A 20226-nucleotide genomic window follows, 5' to 3' on the forward strand; every position below is an offset into this window, starting at 1 on the left:
TATGTTTTTATCAATTGAAGAATTAGTCCAACAAGCACAAGACTACCCTAGCGTTGCCGAATTGATGATCGCAGTTGAGATGGAGATGAGCGGTCGTTCTCGTGAGCAGATCATCAAGATCATGGAAAAGAATCTACTCGTGATGGAACAATCTATCGCAGAAGGAAATGCCGGCGTAACTTCTGTCACAGGAATTACTGGCGGCGATGCCAAAAAGATGGACAACTATCTTTCTAACGCTGATTTTCTTAGTGGCGAAACAATCTTGACCGCGGTTCGTAATGCGATTGCTGTGAACGAAGTCAATGCCAAAATGGGATTGATCTGCGCAACGCCTACTGCGGGCAGCGCAGGAGTTGTCCCAGGTGTCTTGATGGCCGTACGTGATCGTTTGCAATTAACCCATGAACAACAACTCGACTTCTTATTTACAGCTGGCGCTTTTGGCTTGGTCATTGCAAACAACGCATCAATCAGCGGGGCTGAAGGTGGCTGTCAGGCAGAAGTTGGATCGGCGAGTGCGATGGCTTCGGCTGCCTTGGTTTGTGCGAAAAACGGCACAGCTCACCAAGCCGCCCAAGCGGTGGCAATCACGCTTAAAAATATGATGGGTTTGATCTGCGATCCTGTAGCTGGTCTCGTCGAAGTCCCTTGCGTTAAAAGAAATGCTTTAGGTTCGTCACAAGCATTCATCTCAGCTGATATGGCTTTAGCTGGCATCGAAAGCGTGATCCCACCTGATGAAGTAGTCGCTGCCATGTACCAAGTGGGCAGACAAATGCCTTCGATTTTCAAAGAAACAGCAGAAGGCGGACTTGCAGTGACACCTACCGCGAAACGACTAACGAAAGAAATCTTAGAAAAACAATCATAGTTACTTCTTATATCAAAAGCTGAATCAGACAATGCACAAAAATTCGTTATCGCCAAAGATATGCCGAATAACCATGGCAGCAAATTTGCTGCCATGGTTATTCGGTTTGTTTCTTACATCCTCTGCTTTACTTCAAACACAAATTGCCCCATTTGTTCATAGAGATCCGCTTTGATTTGTTTAAAATCATGATGGACTAACTGATGATCACGTACGAGTTGTCTGCCATCCACCCATACATGGGCCACATTGGAAGCATTCGCTGAATAAACTAAGGCAGAATATGGATCAAAAATCGGAAACATATTCACAGACTGCGTCTCAACTACAATAAAATCTGCCTTGTTCCCTACAACAAGCTGACCAGTCTCTTTAAAATCTAACAATTCCGCCCCACCTCTAGTGGCTAAACGGACAATTTCCTTCGCTGGGAAAAGCGCACGATCTTTTTCAAAGGTTTTATGGAAATTGGCAAAGAGCTTCATTTGTGCAAAGAGGTCTAAAGTGTTGCCACTACTTGGACCGTCTGTACCTAACCCGACAGTTAACCCTGCAGACAGCATGGCTTTAACTGGTGCTATACCTTTCGCTGATTTTGTGTTCGCGCCGATACAGTGCGCAATTCCGACTTGCTCTCCTGCTGTAGCGACCAAGGCAATATCTGCTTCTGTCATATGGATACAATGGGCCATGATCAACGGTCTGTTCATAAAACCTAAGTCTTTTAATAACTCGAATGGCGTTTGTTGATACTGCTTCACTAATTCCTGCATTTCATAGTCCATTTCTGCCACATGCAAGGTGATCGGCACATCGAATCGTTCACTCAATTCAACTGTTCGCTTCAGCCCTTCATAGGTATTGGTATTCGGCGCATGAGGAGCCAACGCAGGCGTAATCAATGGATGATCTTTCCACTTTGGCAGGAATGTCTCACAATAAGTCAAGCCGCCAGAAGGCTCTACATTATCACACACAGGCATATCAATGATCGTTTCACCAAGAATCGCACGAATCTTAAACTGATCACATACTTGCGCGACTTGATCTTCAAAATAATACATGTCACAAAAAGCTGTCACACCACTAAGCAACATTTCACTAATTGCATATGCTGTACTTGCTGCCACTAGCTCTGGCGTCATGAACGCTTCTAATGGAAATAAGAACCGTCGTAACCGATCTGGCACATCGTCTCCTAAAGATCGAAAAGGAATCATCCCAGCATGGGTATGTGTATTCACAAAACCTGGCAACAAGATGCCGCCTGCTCCATCGATGACTTCCTCCGCAGAAGCTATCCCTTCCTGCCATTCTCCTATCTCAATGATACGATTTTCTTCAATCCGTACATACCCGTTTTTGTATTCAGTCAGTTGATCATCCATCGTTAGAACGTGGACATTTTTTATCAGTGTACTCATAACAAAACACCATCACTTGGAAAAACCAGCGGATAAAATTCCTGTGTTTTCGTATTCATCATTCCTTTATCTGTCATTTTGATTGCAGGTGAAACTGGTAGTGACAACGTAGAAAACGACATGATCTCATTCATGTTTTTATAGCCTAGATTTTGCATTTCTCTACGCACAGTTTTTAAGTCTTGGCCTAACTCTTCAATTGGCGCTTGTGAAACGATCCCGCCAATCGGTAGCGGGCAAGTTGCTGTTAATTTGCCCTCTTTAACTACCACATAGCCACCTTGTAATTCCAACAATTTTTGCTGAGCCAGCAGAATGTCTTGGCAGTTATTCCCCATCACCATCACGTTATGATGATCATGCGCCCAAGTCGTCGCAATACTTCCTGGTTTTGAAATGGGTTCTTCCATCAAAGCATACGCCACATTGCCATTCTTTCCATAACGTTCCATCACGAGCAATAAGGCGCAATCTGAATTTTCCCAATCGAGGTACCCATCTTTCACCGGAATTTTCTTCGTGATCCGTTCTGTAAATGTACCAACCTCATGTTTACGAATAACATTACAACGAACACTTGCCAAATCCGTTTTGACTGGCAACCTTAGATCGTCTAAAGAAAGCTTTTTACAATGGACCGTTTGACTGTATGAAGTAGGAAATTGTTCGATTTTTTCTGGATAAGTGATCGCCTTACCTTGCCTGTAGACTTCTTTGCCCGATTTAAAGACCGCAGAAATAGCGAATGTGGATAAATCATCTAACAAAATAAAATCAGCCATTCGTCCAGGTCCAATCAATCCACGATCATTCAAACCCATTCTACGTGCAGGCGTATAAGTCGTCATATAGATTGCTTGTTCGATCGGCACCCCCGCCTCTACTGCCTTTTTCAAATTTTCATTTAAGTGACCAGTGAGTAAATCGTCTGCCATCACATCATCAGTGATGAGACAAGCATAGTCATAATATTCATTTTCTGTGATCACCGCCATATTTTCCGGTGTGATCGACTTGTTTTGGAATTGGATGAACATGCCGTTCTCAATTTTTTCTGCTAAGGATTCCGGAAACTGATGCGTATGATCAGAAGAAATCCCGCTATACATAAATGCTGCCAATTCTTCTTCGTAAATTTTAGGACAATGTCCTTCTAACGGCATGGTCGGACGTTTTTCTTTACATAGGTCAATAATTTGGCGAATCAGCGAAGTTGGTTCATGGGCAATGCCGTGAAAATTCATGGCTTCGCCTAAACAAATCACTTTTGGATTGTCTAACAACTTTTCTGTTTCAGCTAACCCAATGATGCCACCGGTAGTTTCTAGTTCAGGTGTAGTGGAAGGAACGGACGATGGGATTGCATGGAAAATATCTAATTCCGTTTCTGCAGCCATAAATTCAGTCAACCCTTCAAGCCCAAAAACATTTGCCATCTCATGCGCATCCGCAATCACTGTAGTCACACCAAATGGTAAAACGGCCTTTGAAAAAATACTTGGCGTAGTCATTGAACTCTCAATGTGCATGTGGCTGTCAATCAAGCCAGGAATCATGTATTTCCCTCGGCCATCAATTTCTTGAAGGATCTCCAAGTGACTCAGATCCTTTGTTGTGATGTAATAAAATTTTTCACCGCTGACTGTGACATGTTTCTTCTCAAAACATTGTTTGGCTGTGTTATACACTTGTGCATCTCTAATCAGTAAGTCAATCTTCACATTTTTCCCTCACTTTTATTGTCCTTAGACAAGAATAGGGGGCTGTGCGCTTCCGACACAACCACCCCAATGTTTATTTTTTCAATGATTTCCCGTTATAGGAAAATGTTTATTGGTTGATCAAACGATTCCAACGATCGATCCAGTCAGTCATTTGACTATTCACGAAATCAAAGTCAATATTTTTTGCGCGATCAGCAACTGCCCCATACGTCATATTACCAGCTTCTTCTTCACTCAACTCCACTTTATCATTCGTCGGTGCTTCATTTAATGAAAGTGCCTTTGTTTTTTGTGATTCTTCGCTAATTCTATAGTTGATGAATGAGTAAGCCAATTCTTTATTCGCTGCTTCTTTTGGAATATTGATCGTGTTGTAGTTCGCATATGTGCCACTTTCTGGTACAACATACTCGATCGTATCAGAATCTCCTTTGACGATATCATAAGCAAAATCCATCACGATCGCTGCTTCGATTTCTCCTGCTTGGAACATGTTTGCTAAGTCAGAAGATCTTGCATAGGTCTTAACGATATTTGGTTTCAATTCTTCTAAGGCTTCAAATGCTGCCTCACCATTGTCATCTTCAATCGCTACACCCGCATGATCACTTGCAATATACATCATCAAAGGACCGGCAGTCGTAGTAATTTCCGGGATCGAGATTTTTCCTTCTAATGCTGAATCCCAAAGATCTGACCAGCTAGTAATTTCTTTTCCAACTTTTTCTCTGTCGTAAACGATACCTACACTGTTTACAGCAATCGGAACACCCGCACCACTATCAAAGACTTCCTTCGCTCCTTCAGTTAAGTCCGCTAAATTCGGGATTTTTGATTCATCTAGTTTTTCAAATAATTCTTGAGAAGCGCCATCCGCTGAGTTCGCTTGCGCTAACTCAATCACGTCGATTCCTCTAGGATTACTGATTAATTTGTTGAAGCGATCGCCACTGTTCCCTAGATCCATTGTGATCTTCGCATCGAATTCTTTTTCAAAAGGATCCATTACATCGCTTTTCACGATATCTTCACTTAAACCAAATGTTGATACAACTAGATCTTTTGACTCTTTCGCTTCGGATGAATTAGTTTCAGATCCTCCACCGCAAGCTGTCAATACAAACATACTCGCTAAAACTACTGAACTTACTAGAAAGCCTTTTTTCACTGATTTTTCCCCTTTTCTTTGCTTATTTATCTTCCAAAAGAACGATTTTATCTTTTGGGAAATGCAGGTTGATTTGATCCCCTGCTTGGTAAATTTGTTTATCCGTACCGTTTACTAAGAACTTACCTAAAGCCGTTGTCACTTCATACTGGTAACTTTTCCCTAAAAATGTTCTGACTTTCACTTCACCTTTTACAACGTTATGTGTCGCATCAGAGGCAATCTCGATATCTTCGGGACGGATCGTCGCTACTAATCGTTCTGCTATCGGTTGCTCATAAGGTGTCTCAATGACATTCCCTGCTGCTTGATAGCGGATGCCTTCGATTGGTTCAACTGGAAAGAAATTTTCAAAACCGATAAAATGTGCAACAAAACGAGTTTTGGGATGCCGATAGATTGTTTCCGGTGTATCATATTGCTCGATAACGCCATTATTCATGACCGCGACTTTATCCGAGATCGAAAAGCATTCTTCTTGATCGTGGGTCACAAAAACTGTTGTGATACCAAGTTGTTGTTGAATACGTTTGATCTCGATCCGCATTTGGACACGTAGTTTAGCGTCTAAATTACTTAATGGTTCGTCTAAGAGTAGTAACTTAGGTTCAATAACCAATGCTCGAGCCAATGCCACTCGTTGACGTTGCCCACCTGATAGTTGTTTCGGGTAACGATCACCCAACTGTTCTAAGCCACAGATTGCTAACATATCTGCTACTTTCTTGGCGATATCCGCTTTATTTTCTTTACGCAATTTCAAACCGAAAGCAACATTCTCAGCAATCGTTAGATGAGGAAACAACGCATAGCTCTGAAATACCATACCAAAATTACGTTTATGCACAGGAACTTTCACTAATTCTTGATTTTCCAGAACAAAAGAGCCCTCATTCGGCGAAATCAATCCAGCAATCACACGTAGCGTCGTTGTTTTACCGCAACCACTGGGGCCTAATAAAGAAACTAGCTCTCCTTTTTCCATTGAAATAGACAAATCTTCTAATATATTTTGTTTTCCGTCATAACTCACACGGATATTGTTCAAATTTACAAAACTCACGGTTCTCCCCCTCATAGTTTCCAGTCATTCTCAAGTACGGTTCGATTTCTTCACTCAATAGTTAAGCGATTGAAGCCAATCCTAACGTTTTCTCAATAATAAACATCAAGAAAACGGTTAATACCATGATCATTACTGAAATCGCCGACACAGTCGGGTCATACGTATATTCAATGTAGCTCAACAATGAAGTGGGCAACATCGTTACTCCTGGTCCAGATAAAAACATTGAAACTGGTACATTATTGAATGAGTTGACAAAAGCCAGCATAAACGCCGCAAATATTCCAGAAGAAACATTTGGTAAGACGACTTGCATAAAAGCGCGGGTTTTGGTACAACCCAACGTCCAGGCAACTTCTTCAATCGAAAAATCTAATTGCTCCATGCTTGAACCTACGACGCGAATGATATACGGTAGGCTGATCAAAAAATGACCAATCAATAAAGCTTGGATCACCGGCAAGTTAAACTTGATCACAATGTATTGGAACAAGGAATAGCCGACAACGATACCCGGAATCATCGTTGGTGACAAAAAGAAATTTTTAAAAAGCTGTTTACTCTTCATGTGGTAACGAGAAAGTGCGTAAGAAGTCGGCACGCCTACTAATAAAGCTAACAGAGTAGCCCCTACGCCAATACTTAAACTCAATTTAAAGCTATTCATAAATGTTTCAGAACTTAGTGCTTTCTTGTACCATTCTAATGAGAATCCATCAATCGGAAATTGTATCGTCGATGATTGTCCAAAAGACGTTACAACAATAATCACTAATGGTAAAAACAAAAACGCAAAAACTAATACTGCGATGATCGTCATCCCTTTTTGCTTACGCATGATTCATTTCCCTCCGATCTAAACGTGCAGCAATCATATTCAATCCTTTATTCACCATCAGAGTCGTGATGATCATGATCAATGCAATGACACTTGCTGAAGTCCAATCACCTAAAGTCGATGCTTTCTGGTATAAGAAAGTCGCCATCATCATATTTTGGTTCCCACCTAAAAGTTGTGGTGTCGTATAAGCCGTCAATGTGCCTGTAAATACTAAAATACTGCCAACGATCACTCCAGGTATACAAAGCGGCATGACAATTTTATAGAACGTTTTAAACGGACTCGCACCTAACGTTTCGGCAGCTTCCAGTGTTTCTTTCTCAATATTTTCCATCACGCCAACAAGTGTCATGACCATGGTAGGTAAGAATAAATAGACAGACCCGATAATAATTGCAAACTCCGTATATAGTAAGGCGATGGGTTGTTCGATCAGTCCTATGCGAATCAAAAAATTATTGATTACTCCTGTCCTTCCTAAAATGTTGATCCAAGCAAAACTACGGATGACTGAATTGGTCAATAATGGAAACATCGTCATTGCCATCAATAAACTTTTCCACTTTTTACCCACACCTGCAATAAAATAAGCAGTTGGAATACCTAAAACGGCAGAAATCAACGTCACAATGACAGAAACGCGAATTGTTCGAAGAAAAATCTTCAAATTGAAATCATCTGTCAAAAAACTGGTGTAAGCACTTAGACTAGCACCTGTTTCAGTAAAAATAGTTGGCCATATAATATTGACCAATGGCAAAATCATAAAAAATAGTAATAAGATCGTTCCTGGCGCAATGATCAAATACGGAACATTCTTCCTCATTGTTCTCCCCCTCATTCGTGTTCTGTCTCATTATAAGAAAAAATACGAACATTTTCAAGAAAACTTTGTAATATATTCAGAAAAAAACATGAGTTATATGAAAAACATCGTAAAAAACCTGCGTTTATCCGTTTTATACAAAAAATACTCGTATTCATTTTATTTTTTTTAGTTATCTATGTTTATCCGCCAAACGATTATTAGTAATTAATGCGAGTTAATTATCAAAAGTGTCGAGGAATACATCTCATACGAAACAGAAAATCGGTTTTCTGGAAACCCAAAAAGAGCAATTACCGAACATTCACCCAAAAACGTTCGTTAATTACTCTTTTTATTCGACTCAACTATTCCATAAAAACTGACTAACTTCTCGATCCACTTCTTCATTTTCATGAAGCATACTATGTGAAGCACCTTCACCTTCTTCGACCTTTTCCATTACAGGGTTACCATGTTGTTTCAATAAGGCGTAAACTGCCAATGCACTATTCAGCGGAACAGTTCCATCACTTAGCTCTACTTCACTCAACTGCCCTGCAACTAATAAAAATTGTGTGTCGGTAGGGAGATTCCCTATCATTGTTTGATAATCTTGATACCTTGAAGACACCACTGTTGGCCCATTTTCGAGTAAATCAGCTAAATTCTGACCGCTATCATCCACAAAGTCATTGAACGGTGCGCCTAGTGCTACAAACTTTTCAACTTGCGGTAAAGTTGTTTCTTGGCCATACGTGACTAGATAACGGAGGCCGCTGACTCCACCCATCGAATGTCCGACAATGTTCACTTTGTTGATTTGATCAGTTGTCTGCAAATAAACCAGACATGCACGAATCCATTCTGCTTGATTCCACTCATTATTTTCATTGTCTTCGAAAAGCACTTGGATCATTGGATTGGTTGCTTCTTTTGATAACTCCCCTTGCGCTTGAACGTTCCCATTAGTATCTACAGTCAATGTCAATTCTTGTTGCCCTTTGCTTTCTCCTTCTAACCGATCGATCATTCCTTTGAATGAATTCACTGTTCCTTTATATCCGTGAACAAATAAGGTAGGCACACTCCCCTTTTCTACGGATTCTACTTGGCTTGTCCTCGTTGTTTCAGTAGAGGCAGTTTCTTTTTGGCTCTTGTTTTCTTGCGTTTGACAACCAGAGAGGATTAGCAGTACCAGCAACACCATGCCACTTAGCACCCGATTAAAATTCACTTCATTTTGTTTTATCACTTTTCTCACTCCTTTCATTCAAGACAAAAAAGAGCTGAGATGACTAGGCATCCCAACTCCTCCATTATTCTGATCACTGTTTAGTCGATTTTATCTACTTGATCAAAATCAAGCTCTGTACTTGTTTCACGACCGAACATGTCAATGTTTACTTTTAGTTTTTCTTTTTCTTCATCGACTTCTGTCACTTGACCTTCTAATCCAGCAAAAGCTCCTTCGATGATCTTAACAACTTCGCCAACTTCTACTTTCAGTTCGTTTTGACGTAAACTCATACCGATTGAACGTAAGATATGATTTACTTCTTCCGGTAATAAAGGTGCAGGCTTACTTCCTGCTCCGTGAGAACCAACAAAACCTGTAACGCCCGGTGTGTTACGGACAACATACCATGAAGCATCTGACATGATCATTTCTACTAAGACATATCCAGGGAATGTTTTATGAACGATTTCTTTTTCTTTCCCATTTTTCACTTCAGTTTCTGTTTCTTCAGGAACAACGACACGGAAAATAAAATCAGCCATTTTCATACTTTGCGCACGTGACTCGATATTTGCTTTTACTTTGTTTTCGTATCCAGAGTATGTATGCAATACATACCAATTTTTTTCAAAAGATTCCATTGAAGGCTCCTCATTTCATTTGTAAAATAAAAAAACCTCAGTTCCCCGAAGCTTTTCCTCTCTTTGATTATAGCACCGTTTGCTGGTTTTTACTAGTGACTTATTTTTAGTTCTCTAGTAATTTAAAAAGCGTTATTTATTCTTATTTTGGTGCAGAAATTATATTATCTACTGTTTTTTTGAAAAAAAATAATTCCTTAAAAAGCTTATTTTATAAAGATGAATCAATAAATTTTTTTATTTTTTGTTATTCAGCGAAAAGGCATAGGAAAATACATACCCATGTCAATATTATTTATTCCTACAATGTACAATTATAGTCATAAGGCATCTTATTGAGCTTTAAAGAACTTTACGAGAGGAGGTATCCCCATGGAAACAATTAGACAACTCATTGCAACGGTTTTTGATTGGTTAGATTCTCTCGCCTTGATTCTCTCCTGTCTCACTGTTTTCTTTTTAAGTTTAAAAGTCTCATCTTTAGAAAAAGAAGTAAAAATACTAAAGGATACTTTTGAAAACCATTCAAAATAAGAGTCATGTTGTATGAATCAATACATATCTACATTTTCAGATAGTCCGATCAGTTCAAACTCTCCCTAAATAAGCAAACAAGAAATCTCTTTTATCCTCATATATTAAAAATATGTTCAATCTCGTATTGTGTTTCAAATCTATGTAAATCAGCTAAAAATTCATTCTTCAACTTGCTCGCTCCAATCAATTCTAATCCCATAATAAAATCCTTTATTTTATTACTGACAGCCTCTCCTTCGATGTGCGCAAGTACAAGTTGATAAAACCGATGATATATTTCAGTTTCTCGCTGAAAAATAATTCTACGTCGAGTCTCACATAGTTTTTCCAAATAATACTTAGCTAATTTTAGCTCTTCTCTTTCAATCATCAGTAAAAACACATTATTATAAATACCTGATAATATGGAATGGAAGCTCTCCAACTCTCCTTTTTTCATCACATTCTTTTCTACTTCTTTCAATCGCTGTTTGATGTAACTTGTTTCAAATAAATAGATGAGAGTAGCAAAAGTCGTCATTTCAAATCTTCCCCACTCATCGATTTTCTCTAAATAATCAGATAATCTTTTCAGATAGTTAGTATCTTTTTTATTTAATTTTTTTACACCACCGATTCCCTCATACCACTTATAAGTTTTGACAGCAAGATAATTTCTTATGACGACTAAATCATCTGAGTATTCTACTTCTTGGGCTAGTTTTTTTAATTGATAATTGATTGCACCACTATTTTTTTTCTAGATTCCGGAATATTTTCTTCAAACTCAAATTTTTTTGAGATACTTTATCTCCATCAAGATAAAACATGAATTCATCGATCGTCATATTCAAGCGTTCTAATAATTCTAAAAAGACTAATAATGGTAAATGATTTTTCCCATTCTCATATTTAGCTAACGTTTCCCGCGAAACAATTCCATCGGCTAGCTTTTTTTGAGAGATGCCTCTGTCAACACGCATTTTTTTAATAATTCATGAACTTCCATATGTTCCTCCTTACTTATCAACTAGCAAAGCAAAAGAATGATCAATAATTCACAAAAAACTTGTTGAAATTTCACGGTTACTATCAAAAAAAATAGAGCTTCCAATTGATTGATAATCATGGATAGCTCGCCTTTTATTTAGATAAACTTATTGAATTATTGCAAGATCCATGCAAACAGACTTTGGATCGCTGTATCCATCACGAAAAACATTAGTCCGAAGATGATCGACGTTTCGATAACGACTAGTGTATCTTTACGTAATTGTTTTTTACTTGACCAAGTCACTTGTTTCATTTCATCTTTTACACTTTTAAGAAATTTCATCGTAAGCCTCCTCCTTGTTATTTTGTCTCTTTATGTAATGTGTATTGATTACAATATTTACAAAATTTGTTGATTTCCAAACGCTCGCCGCTTTTTCCTTCACTAATCGACTTAGTATAGTTTCGAGAACCACAAACGGAACATGCTAATGCCGCTTTTTTCTTTGCCATCCGTTTCCCCTCCTCACTGAAAACCAAATTTATACCATACTACATTATCATGTAAATTATTTTATGTCAATTAGTGATCATACGCTCTACTGTTTTTATTTTAGTTATGATATGATTACTTAAAGGATTTTAAAAATGAACAATCTGGAGGTATGACTATGCTATTAAAAACTCTTGTTTACAAGAAAAAAGATTTGACTACCGTCTCTGAGACAAGCAACTTGGAAGAAGCACTAGAAATTTTAGAAACATCCGGTTACCGTTGTGTACCGATTCTTGATACTTCCGGAAATATTTTCCGTGGGAATATTTATAAAATGCACATCTATCGTCACAAAGCAAATGGCGGCGATATGACTTTACCAGTCACTCATCTATTGAAAAACGCAACAAAATTCATTTATTTAGATACTTCTTTCTTTAAAGTATTCTTTACGATCAAAGAGCTTCCATACATTGCTGTACTTGATAGCCAAAACCATTTCTATGGGATTTTGACACACAGTACCTTACTTGGTATGTTGTCTCAGTCTTGGAGCGTAGAACAAGGAAGCTACGTCTTGACGATTGCTTCGACAGGTAAACAAGGTGACTTAGCGGCGATTTCAAAAATCATCGCAAAATATAGTAGCATTGCTAGTTGTATCACTTTGGATATCGAAAAAGATGAATACATCCGTCGTACCTTGATCACTCTACCAGCTCATACAGAAAAAAGTGTCTGTGATTCGATCGTCAATCACTTAGAAAAGAAAAATTACAAAGTGATCGAAATTGAAAATTTACAAGATACTGATAAATAAAAACCTGTTTAGTGGTTGATATTTACTAACTATTTTTCGAAAAATCATATTTCAAAAAAGCCAGAAATCCCAAAATCATTTACGACTTTTGGAATTCCTGGCTTTTTTACTCGATTAAAAACAATCATACACGATCGTTGAATTTCACTGCTTGGTCTAGATAATACATCAATGGCGCAGAAACAGCCATCACGATAAATTCACTTAACGCAAGTGTACCATACGTTGTCCAAAACGCTTGACCGCCAGTTGGTACTAACATATAAGCAATCATAAACATACTGATTGTAAAGAACGCTGTATTTAATGCTAAGCGCACTTTGACATTTTTCACTTTATTTTGGATAAGTGCCGTTAGTCCTAATGCAAGTAGTGTTTGACCACCACCGAAAATCACATCCATGACACCAAAACCATAAATGGCATTATAAACAATCACGCCACCTAAGACACCCCATAATAATTTTCGATTGAATACAACTAAATGATTCAAACTTTCTGAAATACGAAATTGGATTGGCCCCGAAGACACAGGTGCTACCAAAATCGTTAACGCTAGATATAAGGCCATGATCAACCCATTAATAACGACTACCATCAGTCGTTGCCTACTCTTTGTTCTCTCCATATTCTATTCCTCATTTCTCCTAGTTTTGTTAATGCGGGATGGTTGATGAACCGCAAGGCGTATTATAACATAACAATTCTAGATTACAACCTTCCCTCCACCCCACCATTTCAGCATTTTTACCTTACCCTGAAAAGATTGTTATAAAAAATAAAAGAAATAAAAACAAGCAAGACACCTCGAGTAGTTAGCGCAAGACCTTATTGAACAGCCTCATTGAGAGATTGAGGCTTGATAGATAAAGGAATCGCACTCTTCTTATCAAAAAAATGAGTGTCGCTGTTGACTAATACTCTCCAGACAATTCTTTGTTTCTATCTTTTACCTACGTTTTTTCGTTTGTTCTTTATTGTATTTTCTAACTTAACTTCTTTTTCATTTCCCCAAACCTCTGCTATAATAACCAAGATTGTAATTCTTTTGACAATAATGACGAGATGCTTTGTTGAACCTTCAGTGGTTGACTCTATTATTCAACCACTGCTTACTCAGGGTGAGACGATTTAGTAAAGCATCGTTGATCTATTTACATGACTAAAACCACAAGTATTCACAGCTGTTGATTAAATCTGACACTGCTTGCTCTCCTTTTGACTATGTCGCCTTGCTATCGTATGTTAATGAGAACTCATGAAGGAGCCCGACAAGACTTGTTTTCTCAACTCAGGTACACGATACTTTGGTGCATTCCAGGAGGAAAAAATGAATTTTCATTATCACCTATTAATCAACCAAGCTGCTGGTAGCGGAAACGGAAAGAAAACAGCGGATAAGATTTTACCAATTTTGGATCAAAAGAAACTTTCCTATACGGTTCACTATAGTGAATATAAAGGGCACGATGCCCTTATAGCGGAACATTTAGCCGAAGATACCCTCATTGAATGGGAAGAGGATATCGATGCTGATACTATCGGATGGTACCCACTTCTCATCGTCATTGGAGGAGATGGTACGCTTCATCAAGTCCTGAATACGTTTCATCATTTATGTGTATCTTTTCCTGTCGGCTTCATACCAGCCGGCTCAGGCAATGACTTTGCTCGTGGAATTGGGTTAAGTAGAGATCCAGAAAAAGCTTTAGAAACGATTTTAGCAACCAAAGAACCACAAAAAATAAATGTGTTGCATTATGAAGAAAAAGTAAACGATCGCGAAGGGCTGGCACTCAATAATTTCGGGATTGGTTTAGATGCAGCAATCGTTCATACTACGAATCATTCCAATGCAAAAAAACGATTGAATAAGTATAATTTAGGCTCGCTTTCTTATATTTTTTCTTTACTATATGCTCTTTTCTCACAAAAAGGCTTTCCGATTCTTGTAGATATTGGTGGGAAACGTGTGAATTTTAAAAAAGCCTTTCTATGTACGGCAACTAATCATCCTTATTTTGGTGGAGGAGTATCGATTGTTCCTACTGCAGATGTGACCAAGCCAACTATCGACTTCGTGGTTGTTGAACGAGTAAATCTATTTAAAATCGCTTGGTTGCTTCTTTTATTATTACAGAAGAAACAAATGCACTCGAAGTATTTCCATCACTATACAACAAGCAAACTTCGAATTGTTTCTACTATTCCCCAATATGGTCAAGAAGATGGGGAAGATTTAGAAAAACAATCGTTTGATTTACAACTAACAAATAAAACACAGTTATTGTGGTGTGAAAAAATAGTAATGAGGGAGGAACAGTCAGCCTCTTTATCTGTGGAAGTTCTTCAGATGGAGCATCTACCTTTCCAATGAAAAGACACCCGAAACGTTAGCGTTTCGGGTGTCTTTTCTGGGCTGATACTTCACACTTCCAACTGATGTTGCCTGTTTATGGTCGAATGTTCTCCATACCGATCATTGGATCAATCCATTGCTGTTCCACAGCTTCGGTTGTGAGAATGTAATTATCAGGTAATTTTGGCGTTTCAGCTTCTTTCACTTCATTTTTTTCTTCTTCGATGGCAAAAAGCGAAACTTCCTGCGCTTGGTCAGTTGCCTCTTTACGGTCCTCTATTTGTTTTGTTGGCTCAGACACTTGTTCAATGGCTGCCGAATACGTTCCTTCTTCAAATGGATCATCACCTGTCAAGGAATCTTCATAAGCGGCTAATTTCGTACGCAGATTAAGAGTCATTTCGTTATCTTCGATCCGCTTCTTCAGTGTCGTCAATCGAACAGCGGATTCGTTTTTTGCACATGTCAAATATGCTTGCTCTTCCCCTAACAAAATCAATAATTCCTTACTACGAGTAACCGCTGTATACAACAGATTCCTTTGGAGCATTCGTTGGTATTGATGAACCATCGGCAAAATCACCATCTTAAACTCGCTACCTTGGGATTTATGGATCGAGCAACAATAAGACAGGGTGATCTTATTCCATTCATTTCGTTTGTAACTCACTTCATTGGCATCAAATTGGATGACGAGTTCGTCCACCTTATCTTCCGAATCTTTTGCTAAAACAATTCCCGTGATTACCCCCATGTCACCATTGAACACATTTAATTCTGGCGTATTGACCAAATGGAGTACTTTATCCCCGATTCGATAAACTGTATCATTCCAGTGAACTTCTTTCCGATTCCCACCGCCTGGATTGAAAATATTTTGCATCATTTTATTCAAGGCATCGATACCAGCTGCACCGCGATACATCGGTGCCAACACCTGAATATCTTGTGCAGTAAATCCTTTGTTTTTCGCCTTTTCCACGATTTTAGAAATCAATGGTTCGATTTGATACGCATCACTTGCAAAGAAAGAGCGATCCTTTTGATTTTTCGTAAAATCTGCTGGCAATCTTCCTTCTTTGATCTCATGAGCCAAAGGAATGATACTTGAGCCATCGCCTTGACGATAGATCTGATTCAATTCGATTTTAGGGATTTGATCGATTTCTAATAGATCATGCAAGACTTGCCCAGGACCTACTGATGGTAGCTGATCCTTGTCCCCTACTAAGATCACTTGCATATTCGTAGGGATCGCCTTGAACAGTGTATTGGCCAACCATGTATCAACCATCGACATTTCATCGACGATCAATAAGCCACCGTCTAATTCCTTCGTGCTGATTGAAGGGGTTTTTTCACGACCATTCAAACCTAAAAGCCGGTGGATCGTACTAGCTGGCAAGCCAGTCGTTTCATTCATCCGTTTAGCAGCCCGTCCTGTGGGTGCAGCTAAGAGGATCGGAAAAATCTCTTGTGTATATTTCGTCGGATCAAGATCTAAGCCGTTTAACTCTGCAAACAGATGAACGATGCCATTGATCACTGTAGTTTTTCCAGTTCCTGGACCACCAGTCAAGATAAATAGTGGTGAGCGAATCGCTTCAGAAATCGCTTCTTCTTGTGAATCCCCATACTGGATACCAAACATTTTCTCAATTCGTCGAATATTCTTTTTAATTTCTTTTGGTTCGTACTTGATTTCCTTTTTTCGACTCAACAAGCGTTGGATCGAATTGCCAATCCCCCATTCAGAAAAATACAAACTATTTTCATATAGATTCGTTTCTTCTTGTTGGATCTTTCCCTCTTCCACTAACTGAATAATGACAGTCGCTACTTGATCCGGTTCGATTTCGATTGGACGACTTGATTCCAAGATTTTGATCGTCTGCTGCAATAAAGATTCAGCAGGCACATAGGTATCACCGGTTTGGATCGCCTGTTGGAAAATCTGGTGCAAGATCGCTGCTCTGATGCGTCGTGGCGAGTCAGCAGCAATGCCGATTTGTTCAGCTAAGTTATCTGCACGTTTAAAGCCGATTCCTTCAATCTCTTCGACTAATTGGTAAGGATTTTCTTGAATGATATCCAACGCTTCATTTTTGTAAGCTTGATAGATACTAAAGGCTAATTGACTCCCAAATCCGTAACGGTTCAACCCCATGATCACTTGATCCATTCCATGATTCAAACGGATCGTTTCAGCAATCATTTCTCTTTTTGGCTTCGTTAAACCTGAAATCTGTTGCAATTGCGCAGGATCTTCGATGATTTTTTCAATCGCATCTTCACCAAGCAGTTCCACGATTTTCTCTGCGGTTTTTTTTCCGATACCGGGAAACTTGTCACTTGATAGGTAGTTGACGATCCCGTTGGCTGTCGTCGGCTTTTCCTGTTCGTAACGCTCTACCTTCAACTGTCTGCCATATTTAGGATGATCAACTAGCTCACCATAAAAACGATACACTTCGTTCTCTTGGATATCGCCAAAACTACCAGTTGCGACAATTTCTTTTTCCCGATAATCAACACTTGTTTCACTGACTTGGATGAGCAATACTTTATAAAAATTACTAGGATTTTGAAAAAAGATAGCGGCAACTGTGCCGACAAAATAAGGCATTTCTTCTGGCTCCATCGAGGCCGCCTCCTTTATTTATAGTAAAGGCTCTGGCTGTCCATTACCTAAAAAATCCACCTGATTCCATACTTTAAGGTCATATGGTAACAGATTGTTTGGTTCTCCTGTTTCTAAAATCGTCAAGCTACTATTGAATAAACCGCCCATTTCTCGTAACTGACCTAATTCTTTACCAGTCATCCACTGGATCGCAGCAGTTAAAGAGGCACCATGCCCTACAAATAGAATAGGCCCTTGATGTTGACAGACTGCATCCGCAACAACGGCTTCGATCCGCGTGATTGCTTCGGTGATCGGCTCTCCTTCAAAAGGTGTTGGATCATATTTATCTAAATGATTTCGTAAATTAGGTAAGTTCTCTGGAAATTTTTTGTACATCTCTTCGATCGACTGTCCTTCCAGTTTTCCTAAACCTAATTCTCTTAATTTATCTGTATAAATGATTTCTGTCGGATGGTCCAATTCTTGATTGATCCCTTTTGCTGTATCTCTTGCACGTTTTGCCGTACTGCAATAAATAGCTTCAAAAGGAACAGACTTGACCATTTGGCCGAATGTCTTGATCTCCTCATAGCTTTGAGGTAACAACGGTGAGTCTCCTTGGCTTCCTTGAAAGCGTCTTTCAAGATTCCATTCCGTTTTACCATGTCTTGTAAAGTATAGTTCCATAGATGTTAGACTCCTCACTCCGTACTTGTATATATATACTATCATATAGGATTTTCCTGTTGGACCGTGTAGAAAAGCTTGTTTCTAAAAAATAGAGGCTTTCGCCAATTGAATATCGCTAAAAATCGACTGTAAAAAAACTGTGCTATCGTTTATGTAGTCTTGTTTTCGATCAGCGATGTTCACGAAATATACTTCATCCACACCCTCGATCAAGGAAATGCAAAAGGAAGCTCCTACTCTATCAAAACGAAGGTTGAGCAGCAAGAGAAACTATTTTCTCAACTTCGTCTTCTTAATAGGAGCGAAACCTCTCTTTACAACCTTTAGTCTAGCTTATCATTTTCGTAATGATGTGTTAACTCTAAATTTGGGAAACCTTGTTGACGCAATGCCTCATACACGATCATTGCCGCTGTATTCGATAGATTCAATGAACGGACGTGTGTATCATTCATAGGGATACGTAAGCATTTTTCTTCATGCTCGCGCATAAAGGGTTCCGGTAATCCAGTTGTTTCTTTCCCAAACAAAAAGAAATGCTCTTCGCCATCTGCAAAGTTTTCATCACTGTATACTTTATTCGCAAATTTGGAGATCAAATGTAACTTTCTATCGCCTAAGTAAGCCATAAATGCTGGTAGATCTGCATGATACGTGATATCCACATCATGCCAATAATCAAGCCCCGCTCGTTTCAGCTGTTTATCATCTGTTGAAAATCCTAGTGGTTCGATCAAGTGTAACGGTGTGTTGGTCGCTGCACATGTTCGTGCAATGTTTCCTGTGTTTGCAGGAATCAAAGGTTCAAATAAAACGATGTGGTTCATACTATTCATCCTCTCATGTATATGTGAAATCCATTTTAGACTAAATCTTGATTTTTGCATAAAAAAAAACGTATCAACTCGGTGTCAGTCACTGCGAGTCGTTACGTTAGTGAAGCTCTTTTCACTATCTTTTATCAGAACAGGAACCTGATAAAAACCAATGAAAAAACAACTTGTTGCTACTATATCACCATTAAACGCTTTTTGCAACCTTAACTCTATAATATTCTTATTGGAATCGTTTTCTCTTATTTCCTTTTAACAATTCTACGTCAATTGTAATTTTTCTAAGGGGTTCTTCCATCAGAGCCTCTTTTATTTCTTTTGCTACTTGCCATTCCAGTGGCGACATTGCCAAGAGATCACGGCGATTTTCTTCAGGAATCGTAAATTCATACGTCACACGTTGACGTTCCACTGACGCCATTGATTCCATGAATTTGTCAACAACACGTTCGTTAGAATAATGGTGTTTTTCTGGCTGATCTGGATAAAAAGCTTGGCGTAATTCTTTTAAATAGCCTGATTGTGGAACGACTTTTAATACCATGCCGTCATCTGCAAGTACTCGCTGAAACTCTTGATAGTGAGAAGGCGAGAAAATATTCAATATCGTCGAAAATTGTTGATCCGCAAAAGGCAAATTCGTTAAATCCGCGACACACCAAAATGCTTGCATCGGCTGTTCAGTGGCTGCATAGACACCTTCTTTCGCGATATCAAAGCCAATTGCTTGTTTTAATGGTTGTAATTGATCGATGGCCGCCAAAAAGCTCCCTTCTCCACAACCGACATCTAGAACAGTCGCATCACTTGGTAGATGCTTAGCTAACTGTTCGATCAATGGTTGATACATACCTGATTGGATCATTCGTCTTCTTGGAGCAAACATACCTTGATCATATTCGGTTTTGATTGCGTGAGATAAAAAATACAACGTTCCCTTTTTAGATAAATCAAAACGATGATTCTTTTGGCAAATAAGCCCATTCGTGGTCGATAAAAAGGATGCTTGACATAACGGACAGCGGAACATTTGGGCATTCTCTGATAAAAATAGTCGACTCTGGTCTATTTTCTTTAACATAGTGATTATTCATTCCTTTAAAATACGTA

At 38.9% G+C, this 20226-nt stretch carries 20 protein-coding genes and 1 pseudogene; 4 read left to right on the top strand and 17 right to left on the bottom strand.

Translation table 11 applies throughout. The annotated features are described in order from the left end of the window. Position 1: 1 nt before the first annotated feature. On the top strand, positions 2 to 874 hold the full coding sequence (sdaAA, locus tag HZ311_RS05495; protein WP_023520400.1) for an L-serine ammonia-lyase, iron-sulfur-dependent, subunit alpha: 873 nt from the start codon (positions 2 to 4) through the stop codon (positions 872 to 874). Between the two features lie 113 nt (positions 875 to 987). On the opposite strand, the gene HZ311_RS05500 is transcribed toward sdaAA, so the two are convergent. From HZ311_RS05500 to nusG, 8 genes are all read right to left on the bottom strand, one after another. Beyond that, positions 988 to 2298 carry an amidohydrolase gene (locus tag HZ311_RS05500; protein ID WP_137072851.1) on the bottom strand — a complete coding sequence of 437 codons (1311 nt, stop codon included), beginning with the start codon at positions 2296 to 2298 and terminating at the stop codon, positions 988 to 990. Further along, a complete protein-coding gene (locus tag HZ311_RS05505; RefSeq protein WP_062806143.1) occupies positions 2295 to 4019 on the bottom strand; it encodes an adenine deaminase C-terminal domain-containing protein in 1725 nt (574 codons plus the stop codon). The genes HZ311_RS05500 and HZ311_RS05505 overlap by 4 nt, the downstream gene beginning before the upstream one ends. 109 nt (positions 4020 to 4128) lie before the next feature. Further along, on the bottom strand, positions 4129 to 5190 hold the full coding sequence (locus HZ311_RS05510) for an ABC transporter substrate-binding protein (protein ID WP_023520403.1): 1062 nt from the start codon (positions 5188 to 5190) through the stop codon (positions 4129 to 4131). A gap of 22 nt (positions 5191 to 5212) precedes the next feature. Next, the gene (locus tag HZ311_RS05515; protein ID WP_023520404.1) at positions 5213 to 6253 is read right to left on the bottom strand and encodes an ABC transporter ATP-binding protein; all 1041 of its coding nucleotides are present in this window, start codon (positions 6251 to 6253) and stop codon (positions 5213 to 5215) included. Between the two features lie 61 nt (positions 6254 to 6314). After that, entirely contained in the window at positions 6315 to 7094 is a 780-nt protein-coding gene (locus tag HZ311_RS05520; RefSeq protein WP_010734275.1) for an ABC transporter permease, read from the bottom strand. Then, positions 7087 to 7923: an ABC transporter permease gene (locus HZ311_RS05525; RefSeq protein WP_023520405.1), complete on the bottom strand. Its 837-nt coding sequence runs from the start codon at positions 7921 to 7923 to the stop codon at positions 7087 to 7089. Before HZ311_RS05525 ends, HZ311_RS05520 begins: the two co-directional genes overlap by 8 nt. A gap of 343 nt (positions 7924 to 8266) precedes the next feature. Beyond that, positions 8267 to 9112: an alpha/beta fold hydrolase gene (locus HZ311_RS05530; RefSeq protein ID WP_153830555.1), complete on the bottom strand. Its 846-nt coding sequence runs from the start codon at positions 9110 to 9112 to the stop codon at positions 8267 to 8269. 125 nt (positions 9113 to 9237) lie between these two features. Continuing rightward, entirely contained in the window at positions 9238 to 9783 is a 546-nt protein-coding gene (gene nusG, locus HZ311_RS05535) for a transcription termination/antitermination protein NusG (protein ID WP_010734272.1), read from the bottom strand. A gap of 372 nt (positions 9784 to 10155) precedes the next feature. On the opposite strand from nusG, the gene HZ311_RS05540 reads away from it, so the two are divergent. Beyond that, entirely contained in the window at positions 10156 to 10317 is a 162-nt protein-coding gene (locus HZ311_RS05540) for a hypothetical protein (protein WP_010734271.1), read from the top strand. A gap of 97 nt (positions 10318 to 10414) precedes the next feature. Here HZ311_RS05540 and HZ311_RS15735 read toward each other — a convergent pair whose 3' ends face one another. From HZ311_RS15735 to rpmG, 4 genes are all read right to left on the bottom strand, one after another. Continuing rightward, entirely contained in the window at positions 10415 to 11041 is a 627-nt protein-coding gene (locus HZ311_RS15735) for an Rgg family transcriptional regulator (RefSeq protein ID WP_306795957.1), read from the bottom strand. A 7-nt stretch (positions 11042 to 11048) separates the two neighbouring features. Continuing rightward, positions 11049 to 11282, bottom strand: a complete 234-nt coding sequence (locus HZ311_RS15740; RefSeq protein WP_023520407.1) for a helix-turn-helix domain-containing protein — start codon at positions 11280 to 11282, stop codon at positions 11049 to 11051. Positions 11283 to 11464: 182 nt separating this feature from the next. Continuing rightward, a complete protein-coding gene (secE, locus tag HZ311_RS05550) occupies positions 11465 to 11635 on the bottom strand; it encodes a preprotein translocase subunit SecE (RefSeq protein ID WP_010734269.1) in 171 nt (56 codons plus the stop codon). A 17-nt stretch (positions 11636 to 11652) separates the two neighbouring features. After that, a complete protein-coding gene (rpmG, locus tag HZ311_RS05555; protein ID WP_005878997.1) occupies positions 11653 to 11805 on the bottom strand; it encodes a 50S ribosomal protein L33 in 153 nt (50 codons plus the stop codon). A 158-nt stretch (positions 11806 to 11963) separates the two neighbouring features. Between rpmG and cbpA the strand changes: the two genes are divergently transcribed. Beyond that, positions 11964 to 12608 (top strand): cyclic di-AMP binding protein CbpA, encoded by a 645-nt coding sequence (gene cbpA / locus HZ311_RS05560; RefSeq protein ID WP_010734268.1) that lies wholly within the window; start codon positions 11964 to 11966, stop codon positions 12606 to 12608. Between the two features lie 124 nt (positions 12609 to 12732). Here the strand turns inward: cbpA and HZ311_RS05565 are convergent, their stop codons facing one another. Next, complete coding sequence (locus tag HZ311_RS05565; protein WP_019722317.1) at positions 12733 to 13236, bottom strand: QueT transporter family protein; 504 nt, start codon at positions 13234 to 13236, stop codon at positions 12733 to 12735. 702 nt (positions 13237 to 13938) lie between these two features. Here HZ311_RS05565 and HZ311_RS05570 point away from each other — a divergent pair. Beyond that, the gene (locus HZ311_RS05570) at positions 13939 to 14985 is read left to right on the top strand and encodes a diacylglycerol/lipid kinase family protein (protein ID WP_178946521.1); all 1047 of its coding nucleotides are present in this window, start codon (positions 13939 to 13941) and stop codon (positions 14983 to 14985) included. Between the two features lie 300 nt (positions 14986 to 15285). Here the strand turns inward: HZ311_RS05570 and recD2 are convergent. The 4 genes and pseudogenes from recD2 to HZ311_RS05590 form a co-directional block, all read right to left on the bottom strand. Continuing rightward, positions 15286 to 17608: pseudogene (recD2, locus tag HZ311_RS05575) on the bottom strand (SF1B family DNA helicase RecD2); the annotation flags it as partial. Between the two features lie 18 nt (positions 17609 to 17626). Then, positions 17627 to 18280 (bottom strand): histidine phosphatase family protein, encoded by a 654-nt coding sequence (locus tag HZ311_RS05580; RefSeq protein WP_010734264.1) that lies wholly within the window; start codon positions 18278 to 18280, stop codon positions 17627 to 17629. Positions 18281 to 18606: 326 nt separating this feature from the next. After that, positions 18607 to 19110, bottom strand: coding sequence for a tRNA (cytidine(34)-2'-O)-methyltransferase (locus HZ311_RS05585; RefSeq protein WP_010734263.1), 504 nt, complete (start codon positions 19108 to 19110; stop codon positions 18607 to 18609). Positions 19111 to 19339: 229 nt separating this feature from the next. Beyond that, the gene (locus HZ311_RS05590; protein ID WP_041684305.1) at positions 19340 to 20197 is read right to left on the bottom strand and encodes a methyltransferase domain-containing protein; all 858 of its coding nucleotides are present in this window, start codon (positions 20195 to 20197) and stop codon (positions 19340 to 19342) included. Between the last annotated feature and the right edge of the window lie 29 nt (positions 20198 to 20226).

The sequence above is a fragment of the Enterococcus mundtii genome (genome assembly GCF_013394305.1).
GTDB lineage: Bacteria > Bacillota > Bacilli > Lactobacillales > Enterococcaceae > Enterococcus_B > Enterococcus_B pernyi.